The following is a 20987-nucleotide window of genomic DNA, read 5'->3' as shown; positions in this document are numbered from 1 at the left end:
GTTGGGTTTGTTGGCGGGGTGGGTTTCGGAAACATTTGCCATCTCCTTGTCCCCCGCTCAACGCGTCAACACGAGGCCGGCATCGAGCGGCCAGGTGAGCCAGACCATATCGCCGAAGGTGATCGGCCGATCGACGAGGCGGGAAACGTTGGCCTGCGCCGCACGCACCACCCGGCCATCCGCGAGCTTCACCAGGAAAACCGAAAAGTCGCCGAGATAACCGATATCCCAGACTTCGCCGTAGACCGCGTTGGCCGAGGCACCCGCCGGCTGGTCGGGCGAGATGCGGACCTTTTCCGGCCGCACCGCGAAGGCGACCTTGTCGCCCGCGACCGCCTGGCATTCCTGCTCCACCGATACCGCGATGCCGTCGCAATCGATCCTGACCGTGCCCGGCGCGCCGAGTGCGCTGTCGGTCGAAGCGACCGTGCCTTCGAGAATGTTGATGTCGCCGATGAAATCCGCGACGTAGCGGCTGTTCGGCGCTTCGTAAATTTCGGCCGGCGTCGCCACCTGCATGATCAGGCCCTTGTCCATGACAGCGATGCGATCGGACACGGTCATCGCCTCCTCCTGGTCGTGGGTGACGATCAGGAATGTCAGGCCCAGCTTGGTCTGGAGGTCCATCAACTCGAACTGCGTCTCTTCGCGCAGCTTCTTGTCGAGCGCACCGAGCGGCTCGTCGAGCAGCAGCACCTTGGGGCGCTTGGCGAGGGAACGGGCGAGCGCCACGCGCTGGCGCTGGCCGCCGGACAGCTGGTTCGGCTTGCGTTTGGCGAACTGCTCCAGCTTGACGAGCTTCAGCATTTCCTCGACGCGGGTGGCGATCTCGCCCTTCGGCAGATTGTCCTGCTCCAACCCGAAGGCGATGTTCTTTTCGACCGTCATATGGGGGAAGAGCGCGTAAGACTGGAACATCATGTTGGTCGGCCGGCGGTAGGGCGGCACGCCGGAAATATCCTTGCCCTGCAGCAGGATACGGCCTTCGGTCGGCTCCTCGAAACCGGCGAGCATGCGCATCAGCGTCGTCTTGCCGCAACCGGAGGGCCCGAGCAGCGAAAAGAATTCCCGCTCGTAGATATCGAGCGTCAGGTTATCGACGGCGGTGAAGGTGCCGAACCGTTTGGTGATGTTTTCGAAACGAATGAACGGAACCGCCGACGGGTCGGTCCAGGGAGAAAATTTACGCTTAACCGGCCCAAGAGATTTCGCCATGCCCTTACCCCATTTCGCCCGATGGATGCTGCCCCAAAAGTAATCGGGGCAGGCGTTTCCGCCTGCCCCGCCCTTGATCAGCTACCGGTCTTGATCTGCGTCCAGACCCGGTTCAGGACCCGCTGCTCGCGCGGCCCGTAGGGCGAAATGGTGAAGAGTTTCTTGACCACGTCTTCCGGCGGATAGACGGAAGGATTTTCCAGGACTTCCTTGTCGATGAACTTCTGCGAAGCCAGGTTGCCGTTGGCGTATTGAACGAAGTTCGAGGCCTTGGCGATGACCTCCGGCTTCATCAGGTAGTTGATGAAGGCATGCGCTTCGGCGACATGCTTCGCGTCCGCCGGGATCGCGAGGTTGTCGAACCACATATAGGTGCCTTCCTTGGGAATGATGAATTCGATGTTGACGCCGTTCTTGGCTTCCTCGGCACGGGTCTTGGCCTGCAGCACATCGCCCGACCAGCCGATCGTGATGCAGCTGTCGCCATTGGCAAGCTCATCGATATAGGCGGACGAATTGAAGGTCTTCACCGACTTGCGAATTTTCGAGTAGACGGCGCCGCCGGCTTCGAGGTCCTTGGTTTCCTTGCTGTCAGGGTTCTTGCCGAGATAGTTGAGCGCGATTGCGAAGGTCTCGTCGGATGCATCGAGGATGTTGATGCCGCAGGACTTCAGCTTGGCAGCGTTTTCCGGCTTGAAGAGGACATTCCAGCTGTCGATCGGAACATTGCCGAGTGCCGCCTTCACCTTGTCGACGTTATAGCCGATGCCGGTCGTGCCCCACATGTAATTGACGGCATACTGATTGCCGGGATCGTATTTCGACAGACGCTCGGAAACCAGCGGCCACACGTTGGAGAGGTTCGGCAGCTTCGACTTGTCGAGCTTCTGGAAAACCTTCGCCTGAATCTGGCGGGCGAGGAACGGGCCGGTTGGCACGACGACATCATAACCGGAACCGCCGGCCAGAAGCTTGGTCTCCAGCATCTCGTTGCTGTCGAACACATCGTAGATGACCTTGATGCCGGTCTCCTTGGTGAAATCGACCAGGATCGACTCATCGATATAGTCCGACCAGTTGTAGACGCGGACTTCGCGCTCCTGGGCCAGAGCGGCCGTCGCGGCGAAGGCCGTGGCGGCAACTGCAGCGGCAAGACTGAGCAAATGACTTTTCATGATCTCTCCTGTTCCAGTTTTTTCTGCGCAATCGTCAAATCACGCCTAGTTCCCTTATATTTTTCGCGAGAGTAAAAAGTAATTTTACACCCCACAAGGGGGAATGTGCGCCGCCGCAAAACTCATTGGAAATCGAAGGCGCTGAGGCCGGTCACCATCTCGTCCAGTCCGAGCGGTCTGGTGACCGGCGGTTCGGCACGGGAAAGGCAACCCTGTCTTTCGCAAAGCCGGCAGGCGGTGCCGACAAGTACCGTCGCCGCGTTCCCCGGCAGGGCCTCGCCATAGACGGTGTCTCCCACGCTCGACAGATCGCAGCCGAGAAGGATCGCGGTGCGCCGGATCCGCTCGCCGAACCCCGCCTGCGGGCCTTCGAGCGTCCTCGACAATGTCAGGAACATCCCGCCATCCGGCATTTCTACCCGATCGACGAGGACCTGGCCCGGCTGGAGGAAGGCGGAATGGAGCCCAAGCTTCGGACAGAGCCCGCCGAAACGGGCCTGCGGGAACCCTTGAGCGCCGGCGCGGCGGATCGCGTTGCCGGCGTGGTCGAGTTCCATCAGAAAAAACGGAATGCCCGGCGCGCCGGGCCGCGCGAGCGACGTCAGGCGGTTGGCGGCCTGCTCGAACGACACGTCGAAGCGCGAGCGCAACACGTCGAGATCGTATCGGGCGCGCTGAGCTGCCGCGAGAAAAGCACCATAGGGCATCATCAGCGCATGGGCGGCATAACGGGCGAGTTCGAAGCGGCCGATGCGCCGCGCCTCGTTGGTGGAGAGGTTGAGGTCTTCGAGTTCGGCGGCGATCTCCTGGCCCAGCGCCAGAAGCGCCACTTCCATGGCAAGCTCGCGGGTCCGATCGAAGGGCGAAAGCCTCTCCGAGAGAAATAGCCGCATGGAATGGCGGTCGTAACGCCGGCGCAGGTTCGGCATGGCATGGACGGGCAGCGTGCGCACCACGATGCCGTGCTCGTTCTTCGCCCAGGCCTTCAGGGCGCCGGGCAGCTCGTCGCCGGTTCCAAGCTTCGCCGCGAAGTTTTCCGCCGCATCCTCGATGCGCGCGAAGAAGTTGGGGCGACGCTCCAGCGTCTCTCGCACTTCGTCGATCGGCAGGCGTGTGCCGGCAATCGATGTTTCGTGACCCTCGCGCGCAAGAAGCTCGGCGAGATCGGAAAGCCTTGCCGCCTGCTCGCGATAGGCGCGATAAAGCTTCATCAGCCCGAGCGCCGCATTGGGGGCCGCCTCCGCCACCTCGATGATTTCCTGGTCGCCGGGGATTTCGCCGGCCAGCAGCGGATCGGCGAACACCTCGCGTAGCCGCCCCGCAAGACCGCCGCCCTCACCCTGCAGTGCATCGAGATCGACCTTGTAGACGGAGGCGAGCTTCAAGAGGAGCTGGACGGTCAGCGGCCGCTGGTTGCGCTCGATGAGATTGAGATAGGAAGGCGAAATGCCGAGCGCCTCGGCCATGGCCGTCTGGGTGAGCCCAAGGCCCAATCGCACCCGCCGCACCCGCGGGCCGGCAAAAATCTTTCGCTCTGCCATTTGTCACCGTTTTTACAAAGCTGCCAGCCAGCCTCTTTTACTAAATTGACATCTTCACAGAAGCACTTGTGAAAGACAAGACATCCTAACCCCTTTTAGGACAACAATTCCGCATCTTTTCTGGCGGTGCAGCATTCTGTTCTGTAAATATAGTCACATCAAACCCGCATCGAGCGGCTGACGCATTTACATAGGAGGATGACGATGACAGATTTTTACACGCTGGTTCCAGGCGCTCAAAAAGGCCGTTTCGAGGGGGTCGAACGCCCCTATTCCGCAGACGACGTCAAGCGGCTGCGCGGCTCGGCGGAGATCCGTTATTCGCTCGCCGAAATGGGTGCCAACCGGCTGTGGTCGCTGCTGCACCGCGAGGACTTCGTCAACGCGCTCGGCGCGATGACCGGCAATCAGGCCATGCAGCAGGTCCGGGCCGGGCTGAAGGCAATCTACCTGTCGGGCTGGCAGGTCGCAGCCGACGCCAATACCGCCTCCGCCATGTATCCGGACCAGTCGCTCTATCCGGCCAATGCCGCGCCGGAACTGGCGCGGCGCATCAACCGCACGCTCCAGCGTGCCGACCAGATCGAAACGGCGGAAGGCAAGGGCCTTTCGGTCGAAACCTGGTTCGCGCCGATCGTTGCTGATGCGGAAGCCGGGTTCGGCGGGCCGCTCAACGCCTTCGAGATCATGAAGGCCTTCATCGAGGCGGGTGCAGCGGGCGTCCACTACGAGGACCAGCTCGCATCCGAAAAGAAGTGCGGCCATCTCGGCGGCAAGGTCCTGATCCCGACCGCTGCACATATCCGCAACCTGACGGCCGCGCGGCTTGCCGCCGACGTCATGGGCACGCCGACGCTGGTGATCGCCCGCACCGACGCGGAAGCGGCAAAGCTCCTCACCTCGGATATCGACGAGCGCGACCGTCCCTTCGTCGACTACGATGCAGGACGCACGGTCGAGGGCTTCTATCAGGTGAAGAACGGGCTCGAACCCTGCATCGCCCGCGCCGTCGCCTATGCACCCTATTGCGATCTCATCTGGTGCGAGACGTCGAAGCCGGACCTCGAACAGGCGCGCCGGTTCGCGGAAGGCGTCCACAAGGCACATCCCGGCAAGATGCTCGCATATAACTGCTCGCCGTCGTTCAACTGGAAAAAGAATCTCGACGACGCAACGATCGCCAAGTTCCAGCGGGAACTGGGTGCGATGGGCTATAAGTTCCAGTTCATCACGCTCGCGGGCTTCCACCAGCTGAATTTCGGCATGTTCGAGCTCGCCCGTGGCTACAAGGACCGCCAGATGGCTGCCTATTCGGAGCTACAGGAAGCGGAATTCGCCGCCGAGATCAACGGCTACACCGCCACGAAACACCAGCGCGAGGTCGGCACCGGTTATTTCGACGCCGTCTCCGTAGCCATCACCGGCGGACTTTCGTCCACCACCGCGATGAAGGAATCCACCGAGCACGACCAGTTCCGGCCGGCTGCGGAATAGGCCTCACAAACTCATCACCAAGAGGAGAACCGACATGAACATCCAGACCCACGTCAAGGAACGCGCAGAAGAGCAGTCGACGGCGATGACGCCCGACCAGCAGGCGGCGATCCGTTCGCTCGCCAACGACCTGCATCGCCTCAACCATGCGATCATGAAGGCGGTCGAGGCCGGGGTTTCGGTGGAGCTCGTCCGTTCCGCCCGGCACCACGGCGGCGACGGCCACTGGGGCGACCTGATGATCCCGGTCATCGTCACCAACCGGGTGCAGTGACTGGAGGACTGGTCTAAGGTTGGCGGCCGGCAAATAGCGGGCCGTGGCCGCGGGCGAACTTTACCATGCGATCGACCACCGTGCGGATATCCCGGCGGTGGCGATCGTCGTTGTTCATGACGATCCACTGGCTGTGCCGAAGGCTCTCGATCTCGTCGCCGACCCGCTCCAGCCGCATGTCCTGGTCGCCGACGAAACAGGGCAGGACTGCGGTTCCGGCACCCCCCAGCGCCAAATCGCGCAGGGAGCGCGGGCGGTTGATGGTGACCGCCACTTGCGATGGCCGTTCCTGATGCGGCCAACGCAGATAGGCGGAAATCGCATCCTCCTCCGAGACCGCAAGCCAGCGGTCGGCAACCGAGGGGTGGGCGTTGCGGGCACGATAGGCCGCATAGGCGACTTCCCCGAGCCTGGTTGCCGCAAGGTTCGGCTCTTCGGGCTCGAAGGCACGTATGCCAATATCGCTTTCCCGGTGCGTCAGGCTCGCCCGTCGTTCGGCGACATAGAAATCGAGGCGGAAGTCATCGCGCTCAGTGCGGATAAGCGAGAGATTGCGGGTGAACATCCAGGCAAGCCAGGTGCCGCAGGCAACCCGCACCAGCGTCGAACCGGCGCCTTCCCGTTTCCAGCTCTCGATGCGGCGGGCAGCGCCTTCCATCTCCAGAATCTGGGCAAACAACGCAGACCCATCGGCGGTCAGCTGATAGCCGGTACGGCTGCGTAAAAACAACGGACGCCCGACGGCCTCTTCCAGATCGAGCATCCGCCGGCCAATCGTCGCGGGGCTCAATCCAGTGATGCCGGCAGCACCGGACAGCCCGCCAAGCCGGGCAACCTGCATGAAAAGCTCGTAGGCATCCCAGTTGATGTTTTTCATAGGTGAAAGACATAGCCGGAATTCGGCGGTACAAGAAGCAGTTTTTGAGGTTTAATAGAGGAGACGATTTCCACAAACGGAGCAATTCCGATGCATGAGAATATCGTCGCAGCCGCCTATTCGTACCTCTTCCGAACAAGTCCCATCCGTCGCGATACCGCAGCGGAGAACGATTTCTATGAGCGTTACGCCCATCCCTACCCGCGCTGGCTCGTCAGCCTGCAGCGGGTGACGGATAGACATAAAACGGCAAAGGGCGGCATCGCTGCCGCCCAGGAGATTGGTTCCAGTCTATCCGGCGGCGCAGGCGAAGACCAAACCTCCGACCGCTGCCGCCCCAGGCAAGATTACCGGGCAGTGCCGGAGCGGTGCGGCACCCGATTTTCCGCGGCGCCCGGCCCCGGTCGCTTTGAGGTGGGCTGATATTACGCTGCGCGGGAATAACCCGAGCGGCGACTGTTCGCGTCGATGCGGAACTGCTCTACCAGTTCGAGCAGGGCATCTGCCTCGCTTGCGAGACGTCGGCTTGCTTCCGTCGTCTCGCCGACCATCGCACCGTTCTGCTGGGTCATCTGGTCCATGCGGTTGACGGAGTTGTTGATGTCCTGCAACGCGGCCGATTGATCGCGGCTGGCCGTCGCGATCATTTCCACGTGCTGGCTGACGCCGGTGATCTGCTGGCTGATCGCTGCCAGCACTTCGCCCGCCTGCTGCACCAGGCCGGCACCGGAGCCGACTTCCCGGCTCGACTGGGTGATCAGGTCCTTGATTTCCTTTGCCGCACCGGCGGAACGTTGCGCCAGTTCGCGAACTTCCTGCGCGACGACCGCAAATCCCTTGCCGGCCTCACCGGCACGGGCTGCCTCGATGCCGGCGTTAAGGGCCAGGAGGTTGGTCTGGAAAGCGATGTCGTCGATGACCTCGATGATCAGCTCAATCTTGCCGGACGCCTCTTCGATACGTCCCATGGCAGCGACCGCGTTGCTCACCACGGTGCCGGAGCTGTCGGCGCTCTTCTTGGTGACGGCGACCGCCAAATCCGCCTCCCGGGCGCGCTCGGCCGAAGAACGGACCGTCGCGGTGATCTCGTCGACCGCGGCGGCCGTCTCCTCGAGAGAAGCCGCCTGGGTTTCGGTACGGCGCGAAAGTTCGGTCGAGGAGTGGCTGAGGTCGGCACTGCTTTTCTGGATGGAGAGCGTGCTTTCGCGGATATGAGACAGCGTGTCCCGCAGCCGGACGATGGAGCCGTTGAAGTCGGTGCGGAGCTGCTCCAGCCGGCCGGAATACTGTGTCTCGATCGTGCTCGACAGGTCGCCCTGAGCCAGGCGGGCCAAAGCCGCACCCAGTTCGCTGACTGCCGTGTCGATCTCGCGGTCGACACGCTGCTTTTCGGCATCGTTGCGACGGCGCTCGGCCTCCGTTTCGGCTCGATCCTCGGCGCTGCGGCTCTCCAGCCGTTGTTTTTCGCGCGCGGCTTCCCGGAAGACTTCCAGGGCGCGAGCGATGTTGCCGAATTCGTTGCGGCGTTCGGCATAGGGGATTTCGGTTGCGTCATTGCCTTGGGCAAGCGCATGCACGACGCCGGTCAACACGCCGAGCGGCCGGAGCAGCATACGAAGGGCGAAAAGGCTTGCGATGCCGACGACGAGAAGAGCGCCAAGCGAGGTGCCGATGACGATATAACCCGCGGTGGCGATATGGGCAAAATAGACTTCCATCGGAATGCCGATGAAAAGCAGGCCGGTGACGCCGTTCGAGGCGTTGGTGATGGGGAAATACCCCGTCATGAAATCCTTGCCGAACAAGACGGCGGGGCCGAAATAAGCTTCCCCGCGCGCCAGGAACGGCTGCGCCGGGTGCTCCGCTGCAAGCTTGGTGCCGACTGCCCGTTCGCCCTTTTCCGTCTTCACATTGGTCGATATCCGGACATAGTCGGTGCCCTTCTTTTCGAACAGGGTCGCGACACCGCCGATGGCTGACGCCGTGCGATCGACCATGTCATGGTCTTTCACCACACCCTCGGCCTGACTGACGCGGATGACCGCGCCGTCACGGATCTCGGTTTTGGCGCCGTCCAGTTCCAGATCGTAAAGCAGGCTCATGGTGCGTATCGCCTTGCGCGCATCGTCCTTCGCCGTATCCATGATATCGCCGCGCAGGTAGTTATAGGTGAGGCCACCTACCGCTATGACCGCAACGAAGATCATGAAGAGGCAAAGAAGAACGATCCGCGATACCACGGACGACGGCAGGATTTTGATCATTTAGGCCAGCTTCCCCGCAAAACTATGTACTGAAATCTAGTATCGCCGGCGGAAGTGAAAATTTACTAAATTTGAATGTAGTGAATTAAAGAGGCCCCGGAGGCGCGGAACTGACGCGAACCCGAGCTCAGGAATGCGCGAGAATAAACAGGCCAACGCTCCGCGAGCGTGACTGAAGACCACCGCCGTTCAGGCGCGCGGTGAACTCGAAGAGTGGAAGCTCTTAGAAAAAGAGGGCCGGAAGCGCGAGGAGCGCGGCCGTTGCACCGATGGCGATCGCGAGAAAACGAAGGCGAATAAGCTTCGGGTTCTCCTGAACCTTAGCGATTGCGATTGCACGGGCACGGCTGGGTCTCTGCATGGAAACGGCACTCCAAGGCAAGTTGCTCTGGCGCTCCAGCCGCCACCGGCAGGAAGCGCATGCCCGCCTTAAAACACAGGATTTGGCTGGCATTAAGGCAGGATGGGGCGCTCACATTAACAACTGCTGAATCAACCTATACTACAAAGCCTCCCCACAAACATGGCCCGAGGCCCATGCCCATTGGAAATTGTAGCCACCGAGCCAGCCGGTCACATCCACGCATTCGCCGATGAAATAAAGGCCAGGCACCGCCTTGGCCTGCATCGTCTTCGAGTCCAGTTCGGATGTATCGATGCCGCCGAGCGTCACCTCGGCCGTCCGGTAACCTTCCGAGCCGGCGGGCCGGATGGCCCAGGTCTGGATCGAGGCGGCCAGCCCCTCGATCGCCTTGTCGGGAAGATCGGCGAGATGCCCGGTCTGGCCGCGGTTTTCGACGAAGAACTGAGCCAGCCGTTTCGGCAACACCTCCGCCAGTACCGTCTGCGCCGCCTGCCTTCCATTTGCCTTGCGGGCCGTCTTGAGGATCGCTGCGATATCGAGGTCTGGCTCGATGACCAGCGTCACGTCATCGCCTTCCCGCCAATAGGAGGAGATCTGCAGGATCGACGGGCCGCTCAAGCCACGATGCGTAAACAGCAACGCCTCACGGAAGGCAGTCCTACCGTGACGGACTTCGGCCGGCACCGCGATGCCGGAAAGCGGCGAGAGCTTTTCGAGCAGGTTCGGATCGAGCGTCAGCGGCACGAGCGCCGGCCGCGTCTCGACGATCTTCACCCCGAATTGCCGGGCGACGTCGTAGGCAAAACCTGTGGCGCCCATTTTGGGGATCGACTTGCCGCCGGTCGCAACCACCAGCGACCGCGCCTCCACCGCCCCGTCGGAGGTGCCGATGCGGAAGCCGTCGGGCGTCTTTTCGATCGACGTGATCTGCTTCTGCAGTTCGAGCACGACGTTCGCCGCTTTCATCTCGGACAGCAGCATACGGATGATGTCTTTGGCGCTGTCGTCGCAGAAGAGCTGGCCGAGCGTCTTTTCGTGCCAGGGAATGCCGTGGCGTTCGACCATGTCCAGAAAATCGCGCGGCGTATAACGCGCAAGCGCCGACTTGGCGAAATGCGGATTGGCTGAGAGGTAGTTCTTGGCGGTCGCATGGATATTGGTGAAGTTGCAGCGGCCACCGCCGGAAATACGGATCTTTTCGCCCGGCGCCTTGGCGTGATCGAGGACCAGCACCGAATGGCCGCGTCCGCCCGCACGGATGGCGCACATCATGCCCGCGCCGCCGGCGCCCAGGACCACCACATCGAATTTCCGCGTCACCGCATGCTCCTTGTTTCAATATCTGCTGTTTTCGATCGGCAACTCAAAGTCAATGGCGTCTCCCCCTCGCCATTCGCCAATCCGTGGTTATGATGGAACATCCGATCAACCTCACCCCGATGTGTCATGCCGCGCAAAAAAACCGCTCCCGCCCTTGCAACCGGCACTGTGGCGAAAGCCGCGACTGCCCAGCCGACGCTCACTTCGCTCAGAGGTGTCGCAGACTGGCGGGAGGCCGCCGCGTGGCTTCGGGCTCGAGGGATAGAGGATATCGAGTGCATCACGCCCGATCTCGCCGGCGTGCCACGCGGCAAGATGATGCCCTCTTCGAAGTTCACCTCGAACACCTCGCTGGCGCTGCCGTCCGCCCTTTACCGCCACACCATTTCCGGTGAATACCCCGAAGAAACCGGCACGTTCCGCTACGAGCCGCGCGACAGCGATTTGAAGCTGGTGCCGGATCTTTCGACCCTGGCGGTGGTGCCCTGGGAAACCGACCCGACCGCGCAAGTGATCTGCGACATCGTCGATACCGAAGGCAAGGCTGTCCCCTATACGCCGCGCAACGTGCTGAAGAACATCCTCAAGCTCTATGAGGAGCGGGGCTGGAAGCCGGTCGTGGCGCCGGAAATCGAATTCTACCTCGTCGCCAAGAACGATGATCCGGACTATCCGCTGCACCCGCCGAAAGGCCGGTCCGGCCGGTCCATCCTCGGCGGCCAGGGCTACTCGATCGCCGGCATCAACGAATTCGACGAACTGATCGACGACATCTACCATTTCTCGGAAAAGCAGGGCCTCGAGATCGATACGCTGATCCACGAGGAAGGCCCGGCGCAGCTCGAGATCAACCTGCGCCATGGCGATCCGATCGAACTCGCCGACCAGGTGTTCATGTTCAAGCGCACCATCCGCGAGGCGGCCATGAAACACGGCATCTACGCCACGTTCATGGCCAAGCCGATGCAGGGCCAGGCGGGTTCGGCGATGCACATCCACCAGTCGGTGGTCGACATCAAGACCGGCAAGAACGTCTTCTCGAACCCGGACGGCTCCGCCTCGAAGGAGTTTTTCCACTTCATCGGCGGCATGCAGACCTTTGTGCCGAAGACGCTCGCGATGATGGCCCCCTATGTAAACTCCTACCGCCGCCTGACGCCCGATATGTCGGCGCCGGTCAACAATGCCTGGGGCTACGATAATCGGACCACCGCGTTCCGTGTTCCGGTCTCGGATGCGAACGCCCGGCGCGTCGAAAACCGCCTGCCGAGCTCGGACGCCAATCCCTATCTGGCGCTCGCGGCCTCGCTCGGCTGCGGCCTGCTCGGCATCATGAACGCGATCGAGCCGGGACCGCCGACCGAGGATACAGCCAACGAAGGGTCGATCGAGTTGCCGCGCGGCCTGCTGGAAGCCGTGTCGCTGCTCGAATCCGATCCGGCGCTGGCCAGCGTCTTCAGCTCGGAATTCATCGGCCTCTATGCCGGCGTCAAGCGCGGGGAGTTCGAAACCTTCATGCAGGTGATCAGCCCCTGGGAGCGGGAATTCCTGCTTCTCAACGTGTGAGGGCTGCGCCTTGGATGCATGGCAGAGCCCGATCGCACCGGGAATTTCCTGGTATCAGGCAACAGTCCCCGAGCGACCGACCTATCCGGCGCTCGACGGATCCAGATCGGTCGGCGTGGCGGTCATCGGCGGCGGCTATACCGGCCTGCAGGCGGCTTACAATCTTGCAAAGGCCGGCATCTCCGTCGCACTGATCGAGGCCAGCCGGTTCGGCGACGGCGCCTCTGGCCGCAATGGCGGACAGATGGGTACCGGGCAGCGCTGGTGGCCGGAGGATCTTGAAAAGGAGATCGGCTACGAGCGCTCCAAGGCACTGTTCGACATGGCCGAGAACGCCAAGCGGCATCTCCTCGACTTTGCCGAAATCCACGGCATCGACATGGAATACATGCCGGGACAGATGAACGTTTCGCACAAACGGGGCCACGAGAAGGATTATCGGGCGACCGCCGAGATCGCAGCGCAGCGTTACGGGTATCCTCATATTTCCTTCATGGACGGTAGAGAGACCGCAGAGCGGCTCGGCACGAAAGACTATTATTGCGGGGTGCGCGATACCGGTACCGGCCACGTCCATCCGCTGAAGCTGCTGGTCGGGCTTGCCAGGGTGGCGCAGGCGGCCGGTGCGCAGATTTTTGAGATGACCCGCGCGACGGGCATCGAGAAAACGAGAAATGGACCGGGCGGCAAGATCCTGGTGCGGACGCCCAAGGGCACGCTGACTGCCGATCGGGTGCTGATCGCCACCAATGCCTATATCGGCGATCTCGAACCGGTTACATCAGCGCATATCATGCCGATCGGCTCCTTCATCGCCGCCACCGCGCCGCTCGACGATTTCCCCGGTATCCTCCCCGGTGGCGAGGCCGTTGCTGATTCGCGATTCGTGGTGCGCTATTTCCGCAAGAGCCGGGACAATCGGCTGCTGTTCGGCGGCCGGGAAGTCTATACCTCAAGCAATCCCACGGACACGGCCAACGCCATCCGCAAGCAGATCGTCGACACCTATCCGGCGCTGAAAGACGTCGAAATCACCCATGCCTGGGGCGGAAATGTCGGGATCACCATGCCGCGCCAGCCTTTCGTGCGCGAGGTCATGCCCGGGGTCACGTCGATCGGCGGTTATTCCGGCCATGGCGTGATGCTGTCAAACTATTGTGGCAAACTTTATGCTGATATGGTCGGCGGCAAGGCAACGGATCTCGACCACCTTGCCGCACTCAAAATTCCTGCCTTCCCCGGCGGGCGTCACATGCGGACTCCGCTGCTTTTCCTTGCCCTCACGTGGTTTGCGCTGCGCGACAGGCTCTGACAAGCAGTCCGTAAACACTTCGGAAGCCAATTCGGGCTAGCGTTTTTAAATCGATTAGAATAAGTATGCACCCAACCATGCAGGACGAAAGAACAGCGATGAGCAGCCAGATCATCCCAGTTGAACCCTTTGATTGTATCGTGTTCGGCGGTACCGGCGACCTTGCGGAACGCAAGCTCCTTCCGGCCCTCTACCACCGGCAAATCGAGGGCCAGTTCACCGAACCAACCCGCATCATCGGCGCCTCGCGCAGTACGCTTTCCCATGAGGATTACCGCAAATTCGCCCAGGATGCCCTGAAAGAGCATCTGAAGCAGGGCGAATACGACGAGGCGGAAGTCCAGAAATTCCTCCAGCGGATCTATTACATTTCGGTCGACGCAAAGGCCGAAGGTGGCTGGGCCGAACTCAAGAAGCTGCTCGACGACGGCAAGGAGCGCATCCGCGTCTTTTATCTCGCCGTGGCCCCCGGCATTTTCGGCCCGATTTCCGAAAAGATCCGCGACCACAAGCTGATCACCCGGTCGACCCGCATCGTCGTCGAAAAGCCGATCGGCCGCGACCTCGCGTCGGCGCTGCAGCTCAACGACATGATCGGCAAAGCCTTCCACGAAGACCAGATCTTCCGCATCGACCACTATCTCGGCAAGGAGACGGTGCAGAACCTGATGGCGCTGCGTTTCGCCAACGCGCTTTATGAGCCGTTGTGGAACGCCGATCATATCGACCACGTGCAGATCACGGTCGCCGAAGCCGTCGGCCTCGAAGGCCGCGCCGGTTATTACGATACGGCGGGTGCGCTCCGCGACATGGTGCAGAACCACATTCTGCAGCTCCTCTGCCTTGTCGCCATGGAAGTGCCCTCCTCCATGAATTCGGAATCGGTGCGCGACGAGAAGCTTAAAGTTCTGCGCGCCCTGAAGCCGATCACCGAGGCCAATGTCGAGCAGATGACGGTGCGTGGCCAGTACCGCGCCGGCGCATCCGCAGGCGGCCCGGTGAAGGGTTATCTCGACGAGCTCGAAGGCGGCGTTTCTAACACCGAGACCTTCGTCGCCATCAAGGCCGAGATCGGCAACTGGCGCTGGGCCGGCGTTCCCTTCTACATCCGAACCGGCAAGCGGCTTGCAGCGCGCATGTCCGAGATCGTCATCACTTTCAAGCCGATCCCGCACAACATCTTCGACGCGGCTGCCGGTCGCATTTCGGCCAACCAGCTGATCATTCGCCTGCAGCCGGACGAAGGCGTCAAGCAGTCGCTGATGATTAAGGACCCGGGCCCAGGCGGCATGCGCCTGCGCAACGTGTCGCTCGACATGAGCTTTGCGGAAGCCTTCTCGGTGCGCAATCCGGATGCCTACGAGCGCCTGCTCACCGACACGATCCGCTCCAACCAGACGCTGTTCATGCGCCGCGACGAAGTGGAAGCCGCATGGCGCTGGGTGGACCCGATCCTCAAAGGCTGGGAAGCCGCCGGCCAGCAGGTGCAGGGTTATACCGCCGGCACCTGGGGTCCGAGCCAGGCGATCGCCCTCATCGAGCGCGACGGCCGGACATGGCATGAGGGTTAAGGGCCATGACCGCGAACATGCTTGAATTTGCGGATGCCGCAGCCCTCGCCGCCAGCCTGGCGGACGAGGTTGCGGCACATCTTGAAACAGCGATCCGCGACCGGGACACCGCCTCGATCGCGGTCTCGGGCGGCTCTACCCCGAAAAAGTTCTTCGAGGCACTGGCGACCCGCGATATCGACTGGGGCAAGGTCACCGTGACGCTGGTCGACGAGCGGTTCGTGCCGGCGGACAGCCCGCGTTCCAACCACCTTCTGGTGTCGGCGCATCTGCTGAAAGACAAGGCGGCTGCCGCCAAGTTCATACCTCTCTACTACGAAGCGCCGTCGATCGATGAAGCGGCCGTGATCGCGACCGAAAAGACGTCCGGCATCGGCAATCCGTTCGACGTGGCGATCCTCGGCATGGGCGGCGACGGCCATACGGCTTCGTTCTTCCCGCATGGGAATAATCTTGCCCGAGCACTCGATCTTTCCGGCCCCCGCGGCGTTCTGACCATGCAGGCGGAAGGTGCCGGCGAAGAGCGGCTGACCTTCTCGTTCGCCAGCCTTTCGGATGCGCGTTTCCTGGTGCTGCATATCGAAGGCCAGGGCAAGAAGGACGTGCTCGAGGCGGCAAAGGCCGGCTCCGACGAAACGGACATGCCGATCCGCGCCGTGCTCAATCGAGCCGCGTCGCCGCTGCAGATTTTCTGGGCGCCTTAAGGCGCCGACTTTTCAACGCGAGCAATCCCGGTGGCTTAGGGCCCTCCCGAAGGTCCTGTCCCTCCCAAGCCGGGGTTGAGCACAAGAGGACAAGACCATGGCCGCTCATTCCAGCATCGAGGCAATCACCGCCCGTATCGTAGAACGCTCGAAACCCCACCGTGAAGCCTATCTCGACCGCGTGCGGCGGGCGGCCACGCGCGGCCCGCACAGATCGACGCTCTCCTGCGGCAATCTCGCCCATGGCTTTGCGGTCTGTTCCCCCGCCGAGAAGGACGCGCTTGCAGGCGACGTCGTCCCGAACCTCGGGATCATCACCGCCTATAACGACATGCTCTCGGCGCACCAGCCCTATGAGACGTTCCCGCCGATCATTCGCGAGGCGGCGCGGGAAGCCGGCGGCATAGCGCAGGTCGCCGGTGGCGTGCCGGCCATGTGCGACGGCGTTACCCAAGGCCAGCCTGGCATGGAGCTGTCGCTCTTCTCGCGCGACGCGATCGCCATGGCGGCCGGCATCGGGTTGTCGCACAACATGTTCGACGCGGCCGTCTTCCTCGGCATCTGCGACAAGATCGTGCCGGGCCTCGTCATCGCGGCGCTCAGCTTCGGGCACCTGCCCTCCGTCTTCATTCCCGCCGGCCCGATGACCACGGGGCTTCCGAACGACGAAAAGTCGCGCATCCGCCAGCTCTATGCGGAGGGCAAGGTCGGCCGCGCGGAACTGCTCGAGGCGGAATCCAAGTCCTATCACGGCCCCGGTACCTGTACCTTCTACGGCACCGCAAACTCCAACCAGATGCTGATGGAGATCATGGGCTTCCATATGCCCGGCGCCTCCTTCGTCAATCCGGGCACGCCGCTGCGCGAAGCACTGACCCGCGAGGCCGCCAAGCGGGCGCTAGCGATCACCGCACTCGGCAACGAATTTACCCCGGCCGGCGAGATGATCGACGAGCGCTCCGTGGTCAACGGCGTCGTCGGCCTGCATGCGACCGGCGGTTCGACAAACCACACCCTCCACCTCGTCGCAATGGCGCGTGCCGCCGGCATCCTGCTCACCTGGCAGGATATTTCCGAGCTCTCCGACGTCGTGCCGCTGCTTGCCCGCGTCTATCCGAACGGGCTTGCCGACGTGAACCATTTTCACGCCGCCGGCGGAATGGGGTTCCTGATCAAGCAACTCCTGAAGACCGGCATGGTGCATGACGACGTGCGCACCGTCTTCGGCCATGGGTTGGAAGCCTATACGGTCGAGGCGAAGCTGGACGCCAACGGCGCCGTCGTTCGCGAACCCACCCCGAATGAAAGCGGCGACCTCAAGGTCCTGGCGCCGATCGAGACCCCCTTCCAGTCGAATGGCGGCCTCAAGATGCTGAAGGGCAATCTCGGCAAGGCCGTCATCAAGATCTCGGCCGTCAAGCCGGAGCGCCATATCGTCGAAGCGCCGGCGATCGTCTTCCACGATCAGCAGGGGCTGCAGGAAGCGTTCAAGCGCGGTGAGCTCAACAAGGATTTCATCGCTGTGGTGCGCTTCCAGGGACCGAAGGCGAACGGCATGCCGGAACTGCACCGCCTCACCCCGCCGCTCGGCGTGCTCCAGGACCGCGGTTTCAAGGTGGCGCTGGTGACCGACGGCCGCATGTCCGGCGCCTCCGGCAAGGTACCGGCAGCGATCCACATCACGCCGGAGGCCAGCGACGGCGGGCCTATCGCCAAGATCAAGGACGGCGACATGATCCGCCTCGACGCTGTTGCCGGAACGCTGGAAGTGCTGGTGGATGCTGCGGAGTTTGGGGCTCGCACAGCTGTCGTCGTCGATCTTTCCGACAACGAGTTCGGCATGGGCCGCGAACTCTTCGCCCCCTTCCGCCGCCATGTCGGCACCGCGGACATGGGCGCCAGCGTGTTTGCGTAAACAGGCTGAGTGCCGGCAGAAACAAAACCGGCGGCCATGGAGCCGCCGTTTCCTTTTTCAGGTCATGAACCGGGTTACCAGGAGCGGATATCCAGCGTCCGGTCGCGATGGTTCGGATGGGTCGAGAATATGAAGATGCGATCCAGTTCCTTCTGCTTGAGCAGCGAGAGGAAACGCACCTCGATCGTGTTGTTGGCGTTGGTGCGCATCAGCAGGCAGCCGACCTTGGAAATGCGCGCGTCGGGAATATCGAGATAAAACTGCTTCGGCAGATTATACTGGGTCAGGATGCCGAGGACGGCGCCGCTCATCGAGATACGGATGACGTCACAGCGGCGCTGCGCCATGTTCATCACGCCGTTTTCCGTATATTCGATACGCGCCGCATTCATCGTATCTTCCATCTTGAACCGGGCTTCCCGGTCGTACATGAAAGACTCTTCCTTGTTCAAAAAGTGATTTTTGTTACTTGGAGTCGCACTCACGACATCCCTCCATTGCTTAATGGAAGGAAGCCTAGCCGGCGAAATTTAACAGAGTGTTTTTAAGTCCCAAATCAGAACAACTCCAATTGCATATCGCAAAACCATAGTAAACGGATAGTTACTCCTAGAGGCGATAGGCCTTACCTTCTGCATCGAAAAGGTGCAGTTTCTTCAGGTCTGCTGAGAAGCGCATCGTCTCACCCTTCTTCACCTGCAGAATGCCAGGGATCTTGGCGATGATCGGCTCCTGGTCAGCCAAGCCTTCGATATAAAGCAGCGTCACCTCGCCGAGCGCCTCGATGATTCCGATCTGGCCTTCGAAGAGATAGTCCTCGCCCGAGGCAATCGACAAATCTTCCGGCCGCACCCCGAAACTGGTCGTCTTGCCCTTTTCCGAAGCCGCTGTCGGCACCGGTAGGCGCACCGATTTTCCGCCCTTCAGCGCAACCGTGGTCATCTCGCCGGTTTCCGTCACCGTGGCCGGGATGATGTTCATCGCCGGCGAGCCGATGAAGCGGGCGACAAAGAGGTTCTGGGGCCGCTCGTAGAGTTCGAGCGGGGCGCCGACCTGTTCGATACGGCCGGCCGAAAGCACGACGATACGGTCGGCGAGCGTCATCGCCTCCACCTGGTCGTGCGTCACGTAGACCATCGTCGTGTCCGGCATCGAATCCTTCAGCTTGGCGATCTCGATGCGGGTGGCGACACGCAGCGCCGCGTCGAGATTGGAAAGCGGTTCGTCGAACAGGAAGACTTTCGGGTCGCGGCAGATGGCTCGGCCGATGGCGACACGCTGGCGCTGGCCGCCGGACAGCGCCTTCGGCAGGCGGTCGAGATAGGGAGTAAGCTGGAGGATATCGGCCGCCGCACGCACCCGGCGGTCGATCTCGTCCCGGCTTTCCTTGGCGATCCGCATGCCGAAGGCCATGTTGTCATAGACCGTCATATGCGGATAAAGCGCGTAGGACTGGAAGACCATGGCGATGCCGCGCCGCGACGGCGGCACCTCGTTGACGAGCTGGCCGTCGATATACATCTCACCGCCGGTGATGCTTTCGAGGCCGGAGATCATCCGCAGCAGCGTGGACTTGCCGCAGCCGGATGGCCCGACAAACACCACGAACTCGCCCTGGCTGATCTCCAGGTCGATGCCGTGCAGCACCTTCACCTGGCCATAGGCCTTGCGGATATCCTTCAGAACGACACCAGCCATGCTTTCCTCCCCTTTGTTCTCGTTACGCGTGATGGGCGAAGAACGCCCCCCAAGCCGGTAGTTCGACACGCCTGCCTTCAAGCCCGCTTTCGAAGCCGTGGCCGGTCAGCACTTCCCAATCGCCGGCCGGCAGCTCGGTTGCCGTTTCCGCCGGGCTCATGTTGAACAGGCAGAGCAGCGTCTCGTTGCCGTATTGGCGCTTGTAGCCGAGCACCGTGACGTGCTCGGCCAGGAATTCGATATCGCCCTTGGCAAAGGCCGGGTGCTGCTTGCGGAAGGCGAGGAAACGTCGGTACTGTTCCAGAACCGATGCGGGATCGCCGTATTGAGCGCCGACGGCCCGAAGCTGATGCTCGACCGGGATCGGCAGCCAGGTTTTCTCAGCCGTGGAGAAGCCGGCCTGCAATGCCTGGCTGTCCCAGACCATCGGGGTGCGGCAACCGTCGCGGCCCTTGAATTCCGGCCAGAACTGGATGCCGTAGGGATCCTGAAGGTCGGCATAGGCGATATCGGCCTCGGTCAATCCGAGTTCCTCGCCCTGATAGATGCAGACCGAACCGCGCTGGGACATCAGGATGGCCGACGCCATCTTGGCGTAGCTGTCGCGGTCGAGAACGTCATGGCCCCAGCGGCTGACATGGCGGACCACATCATGGTTGGAAAAGGCCCAGCAGGCCCAACCGTCCGGTGCGGCGACCGAGAATGCTTTCTGCACCTCGGAGACACGCGCCGGCGTCAGCGGATCAGGCGCCAGGAATTCGAACGCGTAGCACATCTGCATCTTGTCATTGCCGGACGTATATTCCCCGACGATTTCCAGACCCCGCTGGCTGTCGCCCACTTCGCCGACGGCGGCGATCGCCGGGAACTCGTCGAGCACTGCGCGGAAGCGCCTGAGGAATTCCAGGTTCTCCGGCCGGTTCTTGTCGTAGAGATGCTCCTGGAAGTTATAGGGGTTCACCGCAGGCGCGGTGGAGGCGTTCCGGCGCAACGGATCGAGTGCCGGGTTGTCGCGCAGTTCCTTGTCGTGGAAATAGAAGTTGATCGTGTCGAGGCGGAAGCCGTCGACGCCGCGCTTCAGCCAGAAGCGGGTCATGTCGAGCAGCGCATCCTGGACTTCCGCATTGTGGAGATTGAGATCCGGCTGCGACGTCAGGAAGTTGTGCATGTAGTACTGCATGCGGGTCGGATCCCAATGCCAGGCCGATCCGCCGAAGATCGACAGCCAGTTGTTGGGCGGCGTGCCGTCCGGCTTGGCATCGGACCAGACATACCAGTCCGCCTTGGGATTGAAGCGGCTCGACCGGCTTTCGATGAACCAGGCGTGCTGGTCGGAGCTGTGCGACATGACGAGGTCGATCATCACCTTGATGCCGAGCCGGTGCGCCTCGGCGATCAGACCATCGAAATCCGACAGCGAGCCGAACATCGGATCGACATCCGTATAGTTCGAGACGTCGTAGCCGAAATCCCGCATCGGCGACGGGAAGAAGGGCGAGATCCAGATGGCGTCTGCGCCAAGGGCCGCGACATGCGGCAGACGGGCGGTGATGCCCTTCAGATCGCCGATGCCGTCGCCGTTCGAGTCCTGATAGGAGCGTGGGTAAATCTGATAAATAACGGCCCCACGCCACCAGTCCTTGTCCGGTGCTGCGGGGGCTTCTGCTAAAACGCTCATTCAATGTCCTGTTGTCGTT

General features: G+C 62.0%; 17 protein-coding genes. 8 read left to right on the top strand and 9 right to left on the bottom strand.

All coding sequences use genetic code 11. The annotated features are described in order from the left end of the window. Positions 1–57: 57 nt before the first annotated feature. The 3 genes from C5J22_RS28225 to C5J22_RS28215 all read right to left on the bottom strand — a co-directional run bounded on the left by C5J22_RS28225 (position 58) and on the right by C5J22_RS28215 (position 3931). Positions 58–1215 carry an ABC transporter ATP-binding protein gene (locus C5J22_RS28225; protein ID WP_105440956.1) on the bottom strand — a complete coding sequence of 386 codons (1158 nt, stop codon included), beginning with the start codon at positions 1213–1215 and terminating at the stop codon, positions 58–60. A gap of 77 nt (positions 1216–1292) precedes the next feature. Further along, positions 1293–2390, bottom strand: coding sequence for a polyamine ABC transporter substrate-binding protein (locus tag C5J22_RS28220; RefSeq protein WP_105404122.1), 1098 nt, complete (start codon positions 2388–2390; stop codon positions 1293–1295). A gap of 122 nt (positions 2391–2512) precedes the next feature. Beyond that, positions 2513–3931, bottom strand: coding sequence for a short-chain fatty acyl-CoA regulator family protein (locus C5J22_RS28215; protein ID WP_105440955.1), 1419 nt, complete (start codon positions 3929–3931; stop codon positions 2513–2515). A gap of 204 nt (positions 3932–4135) precedes the next feature. On the opposite strand from C5J22_RS28215, the gene aceA reads away from it, so the two are divergent. Together aceA and C5J22_RS28205 are read left to right on the top strand one after the other, a co-directional pair. Next, positions 4136–5425, top strand: coding sequence for an isocitrate lyase (aceA, locus tag C5J22_RS28210; RefSeq protein ID WP_105440954.1), 1290 nt, complete (start codon positions 4136–4138; stop codon positions 5423–5425). Positions 5426–5459: 34 nt separating this feature from the next. Further along, on the top strand, positions 5460–5699 hold the full coding sequence (locus tag C5J22_RS28205; protein ID WP_046611383.1) for a hypothetical protein: 240 nt from the start codon (positions 5460–5462) through the stop codon (positions 5697–5699). Positions 5700–5712: 13 nt separating this feature from the next. On the opposite strand, the gene C5J22_RS28200 is transcribed toward C5J22_RS28205, so the two are convergent. Continuing rightward, a complete protein-coding gene (locus C5J22_RS28200; protein WP_105440953.1) occupies positions 5713–6576 on the bottom strand; it encodes a LysR family transcriptional regulator in 864 nt (287 codons plus the stop codon). 90 nt (positions 6577–6666) lie between these two features. Between C5J22_RS28200 and C5J22_RS28195 the strand changes: the two genes are divergently transcribed. Beyond that, positions 6667–6999, top strand: coding sequence for a hypothetical protein (locus tag C5J22_RS28195; protein ID WP_105440952.1), 333 nt, complete (start codon positions 6667–6669; stop codon positions 6997–6999). 2 nt (positions 7000–7001) lie between these two features. Here C5J22_RS28195 and C5J22_RS28190 read toward each other — a convergent pair whose 3' ends face one another. Both C5J22_RS28190 and C5J22_RS28185 read right to left on the bottom strand, forming a co-directional pair. Beyond that, the gene (locus tag C5J22_RS28190) at positions 7002–8840 is read right to left on the bottom strand and encodes a methyl-accepting chemotaxis protein (RefSeq protein WP_105440951.1); all 1839 of its coding nucleotides are present in this window, start codon (positions 8838–8840) and stop codon (positions 7002–7004) included. A 502-nt stretch (positions 8841–9342) separates the two neighbouring features. Continuing rightward, positions 9343–10524, bottom strand: a complete 1182-nt coding sequence (locus tag C5J22_RS28185) for an NAD(P)/FAD-dependent oxidoreductase (protein ID WP_105440950.1) — start codon at positions 10522–10524, stop codon at positions 9343–9345. A 126-nt stretch (positions 10525–10650) separates the two neighbouring features. On the opposite strand from C5J22_RS28185, the gene C5J22_RS28180 reads away from it, so the two are divergent. The 5 genes from C5J22_RS28180 (at position 10651) to edd (ending at position 17592) form a co-directional block, all read left to right on the top strand. After that, a complete protein-coding gene (locus C5J22_RS28180; RefSeq protein WP_105404115.1) occupies positions 10651–12090 on the top strand; it encodes a glutamine synthetase family protein in 1440 nt (479 codons plus the stop codon). A gap of 10 nt (positions 12091–12100) precedes the next feature. Then, on the top strand, positions 12101–13402 hold the full coding sequence (locus C5J22_RS28175; RefSeq protein ID WP_105440949.1) for an FAD-binding oxidoreductase: 1302 nt from the start codon (positions 12101–12103) through the stop codon (positions 13400–13402). A gap of 98 nt (positions 13403–13500) precedes the next feature. Next, entirely contained in the window at positions 13501–14973 is a 1473-nt protein-coding gene (gene zwf, locus C5J22_RS28170) for a glucose-6-phosphate dehydrogenase (protein ID WP_105417586.1), read from the top strand. A gap of 5 nt (positions 14974–14978) precedes the next feature. Beyond that, positions 14979–15677 (top strand): 6-phosphogluconolactonase, encoded by a 699-nt coding sequence (pgl, locus tag C5J22_RS28165; RefSeq protein WP_105440948.1) that lies wholly within the window; start codon positions 14979–14981, stop codon positions 15675–15677. Positions 15678–15774: 97 nt separating this feature from the next. Then, a complete protein-coding gene (gene edd, locus C5J22_RS28160; RefSeq protein WP_105440947.1) occupies positions 15775–17592 on the top strand; it encodes a phosphogluconate dehydratase in 1818 nt (605 codons plus the stop codon). A gap of 74 nt (positions 17593–17666) precedes the next feature. Here the strand turns inward: edd and C5J22_RS28155 are convergent, their stop codons facing one another. The 3 genes from C5J22_RS28155 to C5J22_RS28145 all read right to left on the bottom strand — a co-directional run bounded on the left by C5J22_RS28155 (position 17667) and on the right by C5J22_RS28145 (position 20968). Next, a complete protein-coding gene (locus tag C5J22_RS28155) occupies positions 17667–18023 on the bottom strand; it encodes a hypothetical protein (protein WP_046611702.1) in 357 nt (118 codons plus the stop codon). A 178-nt stretch (positions 18024–18201) separates the two neighbouring features. Continuing rightward, positions 18202–19290, bottom strand: coding sequence for an ABC transporter ATP-binding protein (locus C5J22_RS28150; protein ID WP_105440946.1), 1089 nt, complete (start codon positions 19288–19290; stop codon positions 18202–18204). Positions 19291–19312: 22 nt separating this feature from the next. After that, positions 19313–20968 carry an alpha-glucosidase family protein gene (locus C5J22_RS28145; RefSeq protein ID WP_105440945.1) on the bottom strand — a complete coding sequence of 552 codons (1656 nt, stop codon included), beginning with the start codon at positions 20966–20968 and terminating at the stop codon, positions 19313–19315. Between the last annotated feature and the right edge of the window lie 19 nt (positions 20969–20987).

Source organism: Neorhizobium sp. T25_13 (assembly GCF_002968675.1).
Taxonomy (GTDB): Bacteria; Pseudomonadota; Alphaproteobacteria; order Rhizobiales; family Rhizobiaceae; genus Neorhizobium; species Neorhizobium tomejilense.
Note: the sequence above shows the minus strand (reverse complement) of the source record. Positions and strands in the feature narration are given on the sequence as shown.

Coding starts and splice junctions, on each gene's coding strand:
- C5J22_RS28225 (WP_105440956.1), bottom strand. CDS start 1,215: ATGGCGAAATCTCTTGGGCCGGTTAAGCGTAAATTTTCTCCCTGGACC.
- C5J22_RS28220 (WP_105404122.1), bottom strand. CDS start 2,390: ATGAAAAGTCATTTGCTCAGTCTTGCCGCTGCAGTTGCCGCCACGGCC.
- C5J22_RS28215 (WP_105440955.1), bottom strand. CDS start 3,931: ATGGCAGAGCGAAAGATTTTTGCCGGCCCGCGGGTGCGGCGGGTGCGA.
- aceA (WP_105440954.1), top strand. CDS start 4,136: ATGACAGATTTTTACACGCTGGTTCCAGGCGCTCAAAAAGGCCGTTTC.
- C5J22_RS28205 (WP_046611383.1), top strand. CDS start 5,460: ATGAACATCCAGACCCACGTCAAGGAACGCGCAGAAGAGCAGTCGACG.
- C5J22_RS28200 (WP_105440953.1), bottom strand. CDS start 6,576: ATGAAAAACATCAACTGGGATGCCTACGAGCTTTTCATGCAGGTTGCC.
- C5J22_RS28195 (WP_105440952.1), top strand. CDS start 6,667: ATGCATGAGAATATCGTCGCAGCCGCCTATTCGTACCTCTTCCGAACA.
- C5J22_RS28190 (WP_105440951.1), bottom strand. CDS start 8,840: ATGATCAAAATCCTGCCGTCGTCCGTGGTATCGCGGATCGTTCTTCTT.
- C5J22_RS28180 (WP_105404115.1), top strand. CDS start 10,651: ATGCCGCGCAAAAAAACCGCTCCCGCCCTTGCAACCGGCACTGTGGCG.
- zwf (WP_105417586.1), top strand. CDS start 13,501: ATGAGCAGCCAGATCATCCCAGTTGAACCCTTTGATTGTATCGTGTTC.
- pgl (WP_105440948.1), top strand. CDS start 14,979: ATGACCGCGAACATGCTTGAATTTGCGGATGCCGCAGCCCTCGCCGCC.
- edd (WP_105440947.1), top strand. CDS start 15,775: ATGGCCGCTCATTCCAGCATCGAGGCAATCACCGCCCGTATCGTAGAA.
- C5J22_RS28155 (WP_046611702.1), bottom strand. CDS start 18,023: ATGTACGACCGGGAAGCCCGGTTCAAGATGGAAGATACGATGAATGCG.
- C5J22_RS28150 (WP_105440946.1), bottom strand. CDS start 19,290: ATGGCTGGTGTCGTTCTGAAGGATATCCGCAAGGCCTATGGCCAGGTG.
- C5J22_RS28145 (WP_105440945.1), bottom strand. CDS start 20,968: ATGAGCGTTTTAGCAGAAGCCCCCGCAGCACCGGACAAGGACTGGTGG.